Origin of the sequence: Rhodococcus sp. 05-2254-6, assembly GCF_002258565.1 — a bacterium.
Taxonomy (GTDB): Bacteria; Actinomycetota; Actinomycetes; order Mycobacteriales; family Mycobacteriaceae; genus Rhodococcoides.
Genome location: NZ_NOZF01000174.1, coordinates 63623 through 76502, shown reverse-complemented (window position 1 = coordinate 76502; position 12880 = coordinate 63623). Strand labels below are relative to the sequence as shown.

Annotated in this window: 12 protein-coding genes; 6 read left to right on the top strand and 6 right to left on the bottom strand. The window is 66.3% G+C overall.

Translation table 11 applies throughout. The annotated features are described in order from the left end of the window. Nucleotides 1-96: 96 nt before the first annotated feature. The 6 genes from CH256_RS23985 to CH256_RS23960 are packed head-to-tail and all read left to right on the top strand — an operon-like array spanning nucleotide 97 to nucleotide 4978. Nucleotides 97-828: an ABC transporter ATP-binding protein gene (locus CH256_RS23985; RefSeq protein ID WP_094670852.1), complete on the top strand. Its 732-nt coding sequence runs from the start codon at nucleotides 97-99 to the stop codon at nucleotides 826-828. Next, the gene (locus tag CH256_RS23980; RefSeq protein ID WP_094670850.1) at nucleotides 825-1601 is read left to right on the top strand and encodes an ABC transporter permease; all 777 of its coding nucleotides are present in this window, start codon (nucleotides 825-827) and stop codon (nucleotides 1599-1601) included. The genes CH256_RS23985 and CH256_RS23980 overlap by 4 nt, the downstream gene beginning before the upstream one ends. A gap of 23 nt (nucleotides 1602-1624) precedes the next feature. Next, nucleotides 1625-2401, top strand: coding sequence for an alpha/beta hydrolase (locus tag CH256_RS23975; protein ID WP_094670880.1), 777 nt, complete (start codon nucleotides 1625-1627; stop codon nucleotides 2399-2401). Further along, nucleotides 2402-2743 carry an MGMT family protein gene (locus CH256_RS23970; protein ID WP_068046009.1) on the top strand — a complete coding sequence of 114 codons (342 nt, stop codon included), beginning with the start codon at nucleotides 2402-2404 and terminating at the stop codon, nucleotides 2741-2743. Continuing rightward, complete coding sequence (locus CH256_RS23965; protein WP_256989530.1) at nucleotides 2740-3186, top strand: PaaI family thioesterase; 447 nt, start codon at nucleotides 2740-2742, stop codon at nucleotides 3184-3186. Before CH256_RS23970 ends, CH256_RS23965 begins: the two co-directional genes overlap by 4 nt. Before the next feature lie 13 nt (nucleotides 3187-3199). Then, nucleotides 3200-4978 (top strand): NTP transferase domain-containing protein, encoded by a 1779-nt coding sequence (locus CH256_RS23960; RefSeq protein WP_256989529.1) that lies wholly within the window; start codon nucleotides 3200-3202, stop codon nucleotides 4976-4978. On the opposite strand, the gene CH256_RS23955 is transcribed toward CH256_RS23960, so the two are convergent. The 6 genes from CH256_RS23955 to CH256_RS23930 form a co-directional block, all read right to left on the bottom strand. Beyond that, a complete protein-coding gene (locus tag CH256_RS23955; protein WP_094670848.1) occupies nucleotides 4932-5660 on the bottom strand; it encodes a sirohydrochlorin chelatase in 729 nt (242 codons plus the stop codon). The two genes, CH256_RS23960 and CH256_RS23955, sit on opposite strands and share 47 nt — an antisense overlap. Further along, the gene (locus CH256_RS23950) at nucleotides 5660-6841 is read right to left on the bottom strand and encodes a uroporphyrinogen-III synthase (protein ID WP_255183303.1); all 1182 of its coding nucleotides are present in this window, start codon (nucleotides 6839-6841) and stop codon (nucleotides 5660-5662) included. Before CH256_RS23950 ends, CH256_RS23955 begins: the two co-directional genes overlap by 1 nt. A gap of 20 nt (nucleotides 6842-6861) precedes the next feature. After that, the gene (gene nirD / locus CH256_RS23945) at nucleotides 6862-7254 is read right to left on the bottom strand and encodes a nitrite reductase small subunit NirD (protein WP_094642301.1); all 393 of its coding nucleotides are present in this window, start codon (nucleotides 7252-7254) and stop codon (nucleotides 6862-6864) included. A gap of 121 nt (nucleotides 7255-7375) precedes the next feature. Continuing rightward, nucleotides 7376-9871: a nitrite reductase large subunit NirB gene (gene nirB, locus CH256_RS23940; protein WP_094670846.1), complete on the bottom strand. Its 2496-nt coding sequence runs from the start codon at nucleotides 9869-9871 to the stop codon at nucleotides 7376-7378. Between the two features lie 61 nt (nucleotides 9872-9932). Beyond that, nucleotides 9933-11324 (bottom strand): nitrate/nitrite transporter, encoded by a 1392-nt coding sequence (locus CH256_RS23935; protein WP_094642478.1) that lies wholly within the window; start codon nucleotides 11322-11324, stop codon nucleotides 9933-9935. Nucleotides 11325-11561: 237 nt separating this feature from the next. Continuing rightward, nucleotides 11562-12803 (bottom strand): MFS transporter, encoded by a 1242-nt coding sequence (locus CH256_RS23930; protein WP_094642480.1) that lies wholly within the window; start codon nucleotides 12801-12803, stop codon nucleotides 11562-11564. Between the last annotated feature and the right edge of the window lie 77 nt (nucleotides 12804-12880).

The window sequence follows — 12880 nt, the reverse complement described above, 5'->3', positions numbered from 1 at the left end:
CGAAAGTCACGATCACCATCGGTGACCATCGGCACCTGTGCACAGGCCACGGCCGATCTAGCGTCGAGATCGAGACCATCGAGAAGGGAGCATCGGATGGCAGCGATCGACGTTCGAGACATCACCCAGCGGTATCGGGGACGGACCGCCGTGGCAGGCGTGCGCCTCACTGTCGCCGAAGGCGAGACGCACGGCCTGCTCGGGCGCAACGGTGCCGACAAGACGACCCTCGTCGAAACCGTTGCGGGCCTTCGCAGGCCGAGCTCCGGTGCCGTACGAGTTCTGGGACTCGACCCCTTCACCGACCGCGATCGAGTGCGCTCCGTGCTGGGAGTACAGCTGCAGTCCAACGACCTGCACACCGCGCTCACCGTTGCCGAACTGGTCGATCTGTTCGCCTCCTTCCACCGTCGACCTGCCGATGGAGACGCTCTCGTCCGTGCTGTCGGCCTGCACGAGCACCGCCGGGTGCGCTACGAACGGTTGTCCGGAGGCCAGCAACAACGGTTGTCGGTCGTCCTCGCCCTGGTCGGTTCCCCTCGGGTGGTCCTGCTCGACGAGCTCACCACCGGACTCGACCCGGATGCACGACGCACCGTGTGGCGACTGATCGAGGACCTCCGCGCAGACGGCGTCACCATCCTGCTGATCAGCCATCACATGGACGAGGTACACCGCCTGTGCGATCGCATCACCGTCCTCGATCGAGGCTCCGTGGTGGCCACCGGCACACCGGATTCTCTGATCGCCGACGCCGGCCTCGGGGGCGACCACCGAGCCACCCTGGAGGACGCATTCCTGACGCTGACCGAACGGAGCTCGGCATGACCGCACACGAGATCGACGCTTCACCTCGTCCGGGCCTGCGCGCCACCGGCGCACTAGTGCGGGCCGAAATGCGCATGGTGACCCGGGACACGGCAGGCCTGATCGTTCCCATCGCCCTCCCGGTTCTCGTACTGGTGATGAACGGCTCGGGTACCTCGACGGAGATCGTCGGGCCCGGCACGATCACCGCATTCGATCGGTTCGTACTGCCGCTCGCCCTGACCATGATCATCGCTGTCATCGGAATCGTGAACATGCCGAGCTTTCTTGCGCTCTATCGCAAGTCGGGCGTACTGAAGCGACTGTCGACGACACCGATCCGACCGACGCAGGTGCTGGCTGCGCAGGTGATCACCAGCGCCGTCCAAGCGACACTCGGAATCGGCATCGCTCTGTCCACGGCCGCGCTGCTCTTCGGAATCACGCCCCCCCACAACCCGATCCTGGTTGCGGCCGTTCTGGTGCTCGGTGCCGCGGCGATGTACTCGCTGGGGATCGTCGTGGCTGCCGTCGCACCCACAGCGAACTCGGCCGTCGCGATCGGCCTGACCCTGTTCCTCGTTCTCGGTGCAAGCGGCGGGCTGTTCGGCCCGGTCGCGGATCTGCCCGGTCCGGTTGCCGCCGTCGGTGAGGTACTTCCCTTCGGTGCCACCGTCAGTGCGTTGGGATCTGCCTGGGCCGGAACGCCTGTCGACATCGGCGGACCCATCGGACTCGCGGTCGCGGTGATCGCCGGAACCGCCTGCGCGATCCGGTTGTTTCGCTGGTCCTAGCGCGATACGGCATAGTGGTCGACGTGACCGAGTTGAATCTGCACACGTTCGGACCCGCAGACGGTCCCGAAATCCTCGCCGTCCACGGTGTCACCGGACACGGTGCCCGGTGGTGGGACCTCGCCGAGAACCACCTTCCCGAGGCCAGGATTCTGGCACCCGACCTCATCGGCCACGGGCATTCCCCGGCCACACCGCCCTGGGACATCGACGCGCAGGTCACTGCGCTCAAAGCCGTGCTCGACGCCCATGCGCGTGGACCGGTCGTGGTCCTCGGCCACTCCTACGGCGGCGCGTTGGCCGTGCACCTCGCGCAGAGGTTCCCCGAGGCTGTGCGGGCGCTGATTCTGCTCGATCCCGCGATCGCCCTGCCGCCGGAGGAGCTACTCGAGGTGGCCGAGGCGACCGCGAAATCCCCCGACTACACCGACGCCGACGAGGCGCGCTCGGAGAAGATCCACGGGGCGTGGGCGGACGTGCCCACCGAATTGCTCGACCGTGAGGTCGCCGATCACCTGATCCCCGCCGAGGACGGAAAGGTCGCGTGGCGAATGTCGATTCCGGCCATCGTCGCGACGTGGGGCGAGCTCGCACGTCCGATCGTGGTCCCCGCCGAGAATGTCCCGACCATCGTGGTGCGGGCCATGCGCGTCGAACCCCCCTATGTCACAGAGGAATTCCTCTCGGCGCTGCGAGACAAGCTCGGTGACAACCTGCGAACGGTCGAACTGGACTGCGATCACATGGTCGGCCAGGCCAAGCCGGTCGAGGTCGCCGAGCTGGTGCGATCCCTGCTGTAGATGGCCCCGATCACCGAAGCCCAGGTCGAGAGAGTTCGCGCGTTGGTCGCGTCGATCCCCCCTGGATTCGTGGCCACCTACGGAGACATCGCGGCCGCCGCCGACCTGTCGAGTCCTCGCATCGTCGGATGGATCATGCGCACCGATTCCGCCGACCTGCCCTGGCATCGAGTCCTCGGCGCGAGTGGAAGGCCCGCCCCGCACCTGGCCTCGAGACAGCTCGAGACTCTGCGCAGCGAAGGCGTTCCGAACCACGACGGGCGCGTGCCACTGAGCTCGATTCGATTCGACTTCGGGGCGCTCCCACCGCCACCGCCGCCGACCACTAATCTCGGAGAATGAACATCAGGGACGCACTCGAGCAGTTCGATCCACGCCCCACGGCGAAGTTCGCGCTGTCGAAGGCGAGCAGCTTCGTGGCCTCCGCCGGTCTCGTCGTCGACGAGGTCTCGGGCACCAGGGTGGCCGGGCACATCGAGTTGACGGATGAGCACTTCACGCCCTGGGGGGTCGTCCACGGCGGCGTCTACACCACTGCCGTCGAGAGCGCAGCGAGCATCGGCGCCAGTGAGGCGGTCAAGGATCGCGGTGAATTCGCAGTCGGCGTACACAACGGCACCGACTTTCTCCGCGCCAGCAAGGGCGGCCGCGTCGATGTTGTCGCAGAACCGTTGCAGCAGGGCCGTGTTCAACAACTGTGGCTGGTCACGATCACCGCCTCCGACAGCGGAAAAGTCATAGCACGCGGGCAGGTTCGCCTGCAGAACGTGCCGCTGCCGACATGACGGAGCTCGCAACGTGACGCAACCGGTCTGCGACGCGATCGTCCTCGCCGGCGGTCGAGGGTCGAGGATGGCAGATCCCGAGAACCCCGCTGCGCCGCACGAGGTCGACAAACCTGCCATGACCGTCGGCGGGCGCCGTATGGTCGACATCGCCCTGGACGCGGTAACGAGTTGTCGCAGAACGGTTCTGGTGGGTCCGACCCGTACCGGAGTGCCCGATCACGTGGTGCAGACTCGCGAGTCGCCCGTGGGCGGCGGCCCGGTCGCTGCACTCGCCGCGGGCCTGCGATCACTCGACGACCGTGCGGAAGGCACTGCAGATCTGGTGGTGGTCATCGCGTCGGATCTACCCTTTCTCGACGCCGCGACGGTCGAGTCGCTGATCGGTGCCGTATCGCGCTCGCAGACCGACGCCGTCTTCGCCCGCGACAGTGCGGGTCGTACCCAATTCCTGCTGGGAGTCTGGCGGCACGCCGCGTTGCGTTCCGCGCTGGCACAGCTGGATTCGGTGGAGGGCGCGCCGATGCGCACGATCCTTCCTGCCGATCATCTGGTGATCGCGGTGTCCGGTGTCGAGGACTGCGACACCCCCGCCGATCTTCTCGCCGCCCGTCTGGCCGCACAACAGCCGGAGACGCTCGAGGTGAGCGACGCACTCGAACGCGTTCGGAGCCGACTCCCTGCGTTGCCGATCCGTCGAATTCCCCTGCAGGACAGTGCCGGAACCGTACTGGCGGAACCCCTCGTCTCCCGAACCGCGCTGCCGGCAGTAGACATCTCCGCGATGGACGGCTACGCCGTGTGCGGCACCGATCCGTGGACCCTCCGGTCCGACATCGCGTATGCCGGCACCTCCGACATCGCCCCACTCATCGAAGGAACGGCGGTGCGCATCGCGACGGGCGCAGCGCTTCCGCGCGGAGCGACATCGGTGGTGCGCGACGAGCACATCACCCGCGAGTCCGACGGATCGGCTCGACGCATCCCGACGGCACCGCAGTCCGACGACACGCGTCGACGCGGTGAGGACTGGCTGCCCGGTACCGAACTGGTCGCAGCCGGCACCCCGATCGATGCGGCCGTACGATCGCTCGCCGCCAGTGCAGAGGTGTTCGAGGTGGCGGTGCGCGGTCCGGTACGCGGACGAGTAGTCATCAGCGGAAACGAGATTCGATCCACCGGGCCACTCGCTCCCGGCGAGACCAGGGACGTGCTCGGGTCGGTGTTGCCGGAGTACCTGGCGCACTGCGGCATCACCGTCGTCGATGTGACGCTGCTCGAGGATTCTGCGACGGGGTTTCGAGACGTGCTGACCCGCACTCGGGACGTGGACGTGATCATCGTCGTCGGGGCGACCGGAGGCGGGGCTGCCGATCAGCTCCGCGGGACCCTCGCCGGCATCGATGCCGAGACCGTCGTCGGGCGAATGCGCATGCGTCCCGGCGGTTCTCAGATCACCGCGGCGTTGCCCGACGGCACAGTGGTACTCGGCCTACCGGGCAATCCGCTGGCGGCCGTCGGTACCGCGATGCTCGCCGCGCCCGCGATCGTCGATGCCCTGACCGGGAGAACGGTCCCATCGCGGATCGGCCTGTTGTCCAATGCTGCCGAGGTTCGATCCTCGACGCCTCGCATCGTCCCGGTCACCGCGGACGGCACACGGTGGCGGGCAGATACCCGGGTCCGCACGGCGCACCTGGCTCACCTCGTCGGCCGCGACGCACTGGCTGTGATCCCGGCCAAGGTCAGCGCCGACGAGCCGGTGACAATTCTTCCGTTGCCGCACCACTAGTTTCACCGAGAGATCGAACACCCTCGCGGTAGCGCGCGACCACGAGATCGACGATCGCGGCATGCACTCCGAGCGGTGCACCGACGCCGTCGGCTCCGGCGTCGGCGAGACGGTTGTGAAAGAGGCCGCGCGCCAACAGATACGACGCCACGAACACACGTGAGTGCCCGGCTTCTCGCAGGGTCGACACCGCGTCGGACACGGTGGGGGTACTGGTGGCGACGTAGCCGATGCGTACCGGGACTCGGGCGACATCGGCCAACATCGCCGCCGCGCGCCGGTGTTCTTCCAACGCACGAGCATCGGACGATCCTGCGGCAGCGAGCACGATCGGATCGCCCGAGCGCCACCCGGCGTCACGTAGTCGGTCGATCATGACCTCGGCCAGCACCGGGTCGGGTCCGAGCGCACGGGTGACGGCGACCGACGTGTGGGCGCTGTCGGCGATCTCTCGCGGCACATCGGTGTGCACGTGGTAGCCCGACGCGAGGAAAGCGGGAACCACGACCGCGGGCCCGGCGGTGTCGCGCAGCACCTCGGCCGGTGACGGCCCGAGTACGTCGACGAATGCCACGCGCGTTGTACCGATCTGAGTCGACACGGCATCGGCGAGTGCGGCGACCATTTCGACACCACGGGGGTTTCGGGTGCCGTGTGCAACCAGAACAAGAGTCGGTGTCATCAGTACTTTCCCCCTTCTACGACGGCCACTCGATCAGCCGGTTCTTCGGAATCGCAGTCCGTTTCGGTCTCGATGTGATCGAGTGCGATGCGATAGCCACGCTTGACCACGGTCTGAATTGCTTTCGGCGCACCCAGCGAGGACCTGAGTCTGGTCATCGCCGTTTCCACTGCGTGGGTGTCGCCCCCTCCGCCGGGCAGGGACGCCAACAGGTCCTCGCGGGAGACGACGCGTCCTGGATTGCGAGCCAATGTCTTCATCAACGCCATGCCTGCTGGGGACACCGGTCGAACTTCACCGTCGACCACCACGCACTTACCGCGGACACTGACCACGTGTCCGCCCGCATGCAGACGACCGGTGCGCCTCGGCAGTTCTTCGGCGATGTGCCGCGCGAGTGCCCCCAGACGCGCCCGTGTCGGCTGTGTGGTGGCCACGTTCAGCTGTTCGAGGGGCGCGGCCGTCACCGGCCCGACGCACACCGGCAGCACCCTCGATCGCATCGACTGCAGCAAAGGTTCGAGCACACCGTTCTCGTCGGCGCGCATCAGCATCGACGCCACCGCCGGTGCCGAGGTGAAGCTGAGGGCATCGAGATCACCGACGATGACGGCTTCGATCATGCGGTCCATCGGGCTCTGGTCGTCGGGCGCTGTCCAGCGGTAGACCGGCACCGGAACCACCTCGGCTCCCGCGCAGCGCAACACCTCGCAGAAATCGGGGACCGGCTCCCATTCGGTGGTCGCGCCGTGCAGCTGCACGGCGATGCGTTTGCCCTCCACCCCTTCGGCCAACAGATGTTCGAGTACCTCCGCCGAGGATTCCGAGGCGGGCGACCACTCCTCGCGTAGATCGGCTGCTCGGATGGCCCCTTTCGCCTTCGGACCGCGAGCGAGCAGACGGGACGCACCGAGTGCGCGACCCAGTTCTTCTGCCTGCCCCCACCCGTCCGCTGCCTCGACCCAGCCACGAAATCCGATTCCTGTTGTGGCCACGGTGATTTCCGGTGGATCAGCGATGACGGCGGCGGTGACGCGTTCGAGCTCGGCGTCGTCGGCCAGTGGGATGATGCGAATAGCGGGGGCATGCATCACGGTGGCCCCGCGCCGCTCGAGCAGAGTCGCGAACTCCTCGGCTCGACGCGATGCGGTGATCCCGACGGTGAACCCGACCAGAGGCATTGCAGCCCCTGCGATTTCGCTCACGTAGATCCGCCGCGGACCAACACGACGCCCTCGACGCAGGAGACCTCGAACGATCCGAGGGTGACCTGCGGGTCATCGAGGCAGCGGCCGTCGGCCAGCGAGAAAACCTGCTTGAGCAACGGCGATGCGACGGTGGGTTCGCCCCCTCGGTCTCCCACCAGTCCGCGTGACATCACTGCTGCACGCCCGTACGGATCGATGTTGCCCACCGCGAACAGTCGTCCGTCGTCGAGCAGAAACAGCGCCGCCTGGGTGCCTCCTCGCAGGAGCACCGCCACTCCGCGCCCCGGAATCAGCGCGTCGAGCGTGCAGGCCGGGGTCCAATCACGAGCGATGTCGTTCGGTACCGCTGATGGTGACTTCACTGCTGACGAATCGATGACAGTCATGGCGTACCTCCTGATCAGCTATTCCACGTTGCTTGTGTTTCTTGGCCGTTAAGTCGCGATTACTCGTCTGTGCACATGCACTCAGTCTCGTGACCTGCCGGTTGTCAGCTCCCGTATCGGCTCACGCGCCCACTCGTGGCATTCCCATCAGCACGGGCACCTTGCGCGCGCCGGACTCGTCGAACGCGATGGTGGGGTCGGACTCGTCCGGAGCATTGACGAAGGAGACGAACCGACCGAGCTTCTCGTCGTCTTCGAGCACGCCGGCCCACTCGTCCTTGTAGCCGGCGACGTGGCGTTCCATGTCGGCTTCGAGTTCGGCACCGATGCCGAGACTGTCCTCGCACACGACGGCTCTGAGGTGGTCCAGTCCCCCGTCGAGCGATTCGAGCCACGGTGCCGTGCGCTGCAGCCGGTCGGCTGTACGCACGTAGAACATGAGGTAACGGTCGATGTAGCTGACCAGGGTGGCATCGTCGAGGTTGGACGCGAGCAACTGCGCGTGCTTGGGCGACTGACCTCCGTTACCGCCTACGTAGAGGTTCCAACCACCCTCGGTCGCGATGATCCCGACGTCCTTGCCGCGGGCCTCGGCGCATTCGCGAGCGCAGCCCGAGACGCCGAACTTGATCTTGTGCGGCGACCGCAGACCTCGATAGCGGTTCTCCAGATCGACGGCCATCCCCACCGAATCCTGGACGCCGTAACGGCACCAACTCGATCCGACGCAGCTCTTGACCGTCCGCAGCGACTTCCCGTACGCCTGGCCCGACTCCATCCCGGCGTCGACGAGGCGCTTCCAGATCGCCGGCAACTGCTCGACGCGGGCACCGAACATGTCGATGCGCTGCCCTCCGGTCACCTTCGTGTAGAGCCCGAAATCGCGAGCGACCTCGCCGATGACGATGAGCTGTTCCGGAGTGCATTCACCGCCCGGCATCCGGGGCACCACCGAGTAGGTGCCGTTCTTCTGGATGTTGGCCAGGAAGTGATCGTTGGTGTCCTGCAACGACGCCTGCTCGCCGTCGAGAATGTGGTCGGAGGACGTCGACGCGAGAATCGACGCGACGACAGGCTTGCAGATGTCGCAGCCGGTTCCCGAGCCGTACTTGGCGATCAGCGACGAGAAGGTGCGGGTGTTCGTGGCCCGAACGATCTCGTACAGCTCGGCCCTGGACTGAGTGAAGTGCTCGCACAACGACTTCGAGAGGACCACACCGGACGCGGCGAGCAACGACTTGATCGAGGGCAGGCATCCGCCACAGGTGGTACCCGCGGTGGTGCAGCTCTTCACGGCCGCCAGGTCGCAGGCTCCGTCGGCTATCGCGGAGCAGATGGCACCCTTGCTCACACCGTTGCACGAGCAGATCTCGGCGTCGTCGGGCAGTGCACCGATGCCGACCTGCTCGGCGGCAGGTGAGATCAGAGCGCCCGGATCGCCGGGCAACTCGCGACCGACCAGTGGCCGCAACAGCGAGTACGCGGAAGCGTCGCCGACGAGGATGCCGCCGAGCAGGGTCTTCGCGTCGTCGGTGACGACGAGCTTGGCGTACGTGCCTTTGGGGGCATCGCTGAACACCACTTCGAGAGCGCCCGGCGTTGCCGCCATCGCGTCGCCGAAGCTCGCGACGTCGACGCCCATCAGCTTGAGCTTGGTGGACATGTCGGCACCCGGGAATTGCGCTGCGCCGCCGAGCAATCGGTCGGCCACGACCTCCGCCGTCGAATACCCGGGAGCGACCAGTCCGTAGCACCGACCCTCGACCGCAGCGCATTCGCCGATCGCATAGACGGCAGGGTCGGAGGTACTGCAGCCGATGTCGACCATGATGCCGCCGCGCTCACCCACCTCGAGGCCACTCTCACGTGCCAGCCGATCCTGGGGACGCACACCGGCGGAGAACACCAGCAGCGCGGCGTCGATGGTGCTGCCGTCGCTCAACTCGACCGTCAGACCGGCGCTGTCGTTCTCGGAGATCGACGACGTGCCCACTCCCACATGGACGTTCAACCCGAGTTCGGTGACCAGGCGCGCCAACAGCGCGCCGCCACCCTCGTCCACCTGCAGCGGCATCAATCGTGGAGCGAACTCGATGACGTGCGGGGTCATGCCCATCTTCTTCAGCGCATTCGCCGCTTCGAGACCGAGGAGGCCACCGCCGACCACCACACCGACGGCTCCCGGTCCTGCGGCGTCGGCGCGGGCACGGATCTTGTCCAGGTCGTCGAGGGTTCGGTAGACGAAACACGCGGGCAGGTCGTGTCCGGTGATCGGCGGCACGAACGGGTAGGAGCCGGTGGCGAGGACCAGAGCGTCGTACTCGACCGTGTCCCCCGCCGAGGTCACGACGGTGCGGTGGTCGCGGTCGATGCGATCGGCACGTACTCCGGTGCGCATCTCGACGAGGGTGTCACCGGGATAGTCGTTGCCCGCCAGAGCGAGTTCCTTGTGGTCCCAGGCACCGACGTAGGACGACAGTCCCACCCTGTCGTACGCCGCCAGTGCCTCCTCGCACAGCACCGTGACCTTCCACTCGGCCGCCTCGTCACGCGCACGCAACGCTTCGACGAATCGGTGTCCGACCATCCCGTGACCTACCACTACCGCGTTCTTCATTGCGGGTCCTTCCGATCTACGTTGCCGTGCAGTGTGTTTCGTTCTCGCCGGTGATGGATCCTCAGACTGCTACCGGTGCGTCGGCGTCGGCGGAATTGGTCTTGCGCAGGTAGATCGCCCAGGTCACGATCGCGCAGACGATGTAGAAGGCGAGGAACACCCAGAACGCGGTGGTCGCGGACTTCGCGGTGCCCGAGTACGACGCCCGCAGCACCAGGTTGATTCCCACGCCGCCGAGAGCGCCGATCGCGCCGGCGATACCGATGAGCGCACCGGACATCTTGCGCGACCAGTGCTGTTGCTCGTCGACGGTCATGCCCTGAAGCTGAGCGGATTTCGCAGCGAAGATGGCGGGGATCATCTTGTACACCGATCCGTTTCCGAGGCCCGAGAGCAGGAAGAGTGCGATGAATCCGACGACGAAGAGCACCATCACGGTGCCGCTGGCCGCGCCGGGAGTCGAATCGTCCCAGGTACTGGCCGCAACCAGAATCCCGGTGGCGAACGTCATGGCCACGAACGTGTAGAGGGTGATCTTGCCGCCACCGATCTTGTCGGCGAGCTTGCCGCCGAACGGACGCGACAGCGATCCCAGCAACGGTCCGATGAACGCGATCTGAGCGGCCTGCAGCGATGCCTGCGCCTGTTGAGCGGGAGTCGCCGGTGCTCCGTCGGTGAGTCCGGCGAGGAAGTTGATCTGCAGGACCTGCCCGAACGCGAAGCTGAAGCCGATGAACGACCCGAACGTGCCGATGTACAGGAAGGCGATCCACCACGAGTCCGAAAACTTCAGCACGTCGATCATGGAGCGTCCGTTGGTCTTCTGGTTGTCCAGGTTGTCCATGTACAGCGCGGCACCGACGGCGGCAAGCGCGATGAAGACGAGATAGACGGCGCACACGATCTCGGGGGCGGTGTTGCCGATGGTGGCGATGACCAACAGGCCGATGAGCTGGATGACGGGCACACCGATGTTGCCGCCGCCCGCATTCAAGCCGAGCGCCCACCCCTTCTCGCGTTGCGGATAGAACGCGTTGATGTTCGTCATCGAGGATGCGAAGTTACCGCCGCCGAGTCCGGCGAACGCCGCAACGATGATGTAGGTGGTGTACGACGCCGGGTTGAGCATGAAGTACATGGTCAGCACGGTGGGGATCAGGAGCACCAGAGCACTGAAGATGGTCCAGTTACGGCCACCGAACTTGGCCGTGGCGAAGGTGTACGGAATGCGCAGGATCGCGCCGACGAGGGTGGGGACGGCCACCAGGAAGAACTTGCCCGCCGCGTCGATGCCGTAGACCGACAACGGCATGAACAGCACCATCACCGACCAGATCGACCAGATCGAGAATCCGACGTGCTCGGCGATGACCGACCAGATCAGATTGCGCTTGGCGATCTGCTTGCCGCCGGCCTCCCAGGCCTCGACGTCCTCGGAATTCCAGTGCGCGATGTGATGGTTGACGGAGACGGGAACTGTTCCGGGTGGAACAGTCGCCGTGGTGGCTGAGCCGGCATCTGCCGAAGCGCTGCGAGAAAGGCTGGTCACGTGTGGCCTCCTGATCGGTGTGTGAACCGAACATAGGAAAGCCATGTTGCAGCGGCGCTGCGCGCGATGACTCGTTGATTAACTTGGTCTCACGTGCCATCGAGCACCGACGTGAGCTGAAGCGTCAACGCGCACCGAACGTCACCAGGTGTCTTCGAGCATCCTCGGTCGGCAGCACAGAAATCCTCCGACCAGCAGAACCGCTACACATCCGGTCAACAGAACCAACGGCAGTCCCCAGCCCCCGGACTCGGTGTGCAGCAGACCGAACAGAATCGGACCGGTCGAGGACACCACGTAACCCAGCCCCTGGGTGAATCCCGAGAGCGAGGACGAGCCGACGGCCGTGCGCGTCCTGAGGTTGATCAGCGTCAGCGACATCGGGAACGTCATCGTGCCCAGCCCGACCAAGCACACCCACGCGACCGTACCGGCAGTCGGAGACCAGTGCAGGCCCGCGAACCCGCCGAGGTAGCACGCCGCGGCAACCATCACGATGCCGTACGGATTGCGCACGCGCGCACAGAGCGTCGGCGCGGCCAGCGACGTGATCAGTCCCATCGCTCCGAACGCCGCCACCGACGCACCGGCCAAGCCTTCTCCGATCCCCGCATCGATGAGGAGCGTCGGCAACCAGGTGAGCATGGAGTAGGTGATCAGGGAGGTCATTGCGAACATCATCACCATCCCCCACGCCAGAGAGGACCGGTGGATTCGGCCGCTCGGCGATGCGTGGACCGACGCCGACCCGGCCTCACCGGAGACGTCCTTCTCGTCGCGGCCGCGTCGGGCGATGACGACACCGAGCCACGGCAGCGCGGCGGCCAGGCCGACGACGGCCCAGATCCCGATGGAGATGCGCCAACCGTGCGCGTCGGCGATGGGGACGGCCAGCAGCGGCGGAACCATGGTGCTGACCTGCATGGCGCAGATGTAGATGGTGCTGACGACGGCGAGCCGCTCGGAGAAATACCGCTTGACCAACGGCGGGATGACGACGTTTCCGATGCCCATGCCCGCGAGAGCGATCGCGGACAGCGCGAGCAGAGACTCGGTGTTCGGCGCGAACGCACGAGTGGCCATACCGATCGTGGTCAGCGCCATCGCCAGCAGAGCTGCCCGCTCCAGGCCGGTGCGCTTGGCGAGAAGCGGCGTGGCCAGGCCGAAGACGGCGAACATCGCCGGAGGCAACATGCCGACGATGCCGATGACGGTGGTGCCGAACTGGAGGTCGGTGCCGATTCTGCCGAACAGCGGGCTGATCGAGGTGACGGCGGCGCGCAGAGTCAGCGCGGACACCACGATCGCGGAGAAGACGAGTACTCGACCACGCACGAGCGAGGTACCGACGAGGCGGGTATCGGGGGCGGTGGGCGCACTCACCGCGTAATCATAGGATGACCGGATCATCGGGTGCAAAGCAGTACTATCGACGCTGCAACGTCCCCGGCATGAGGAGT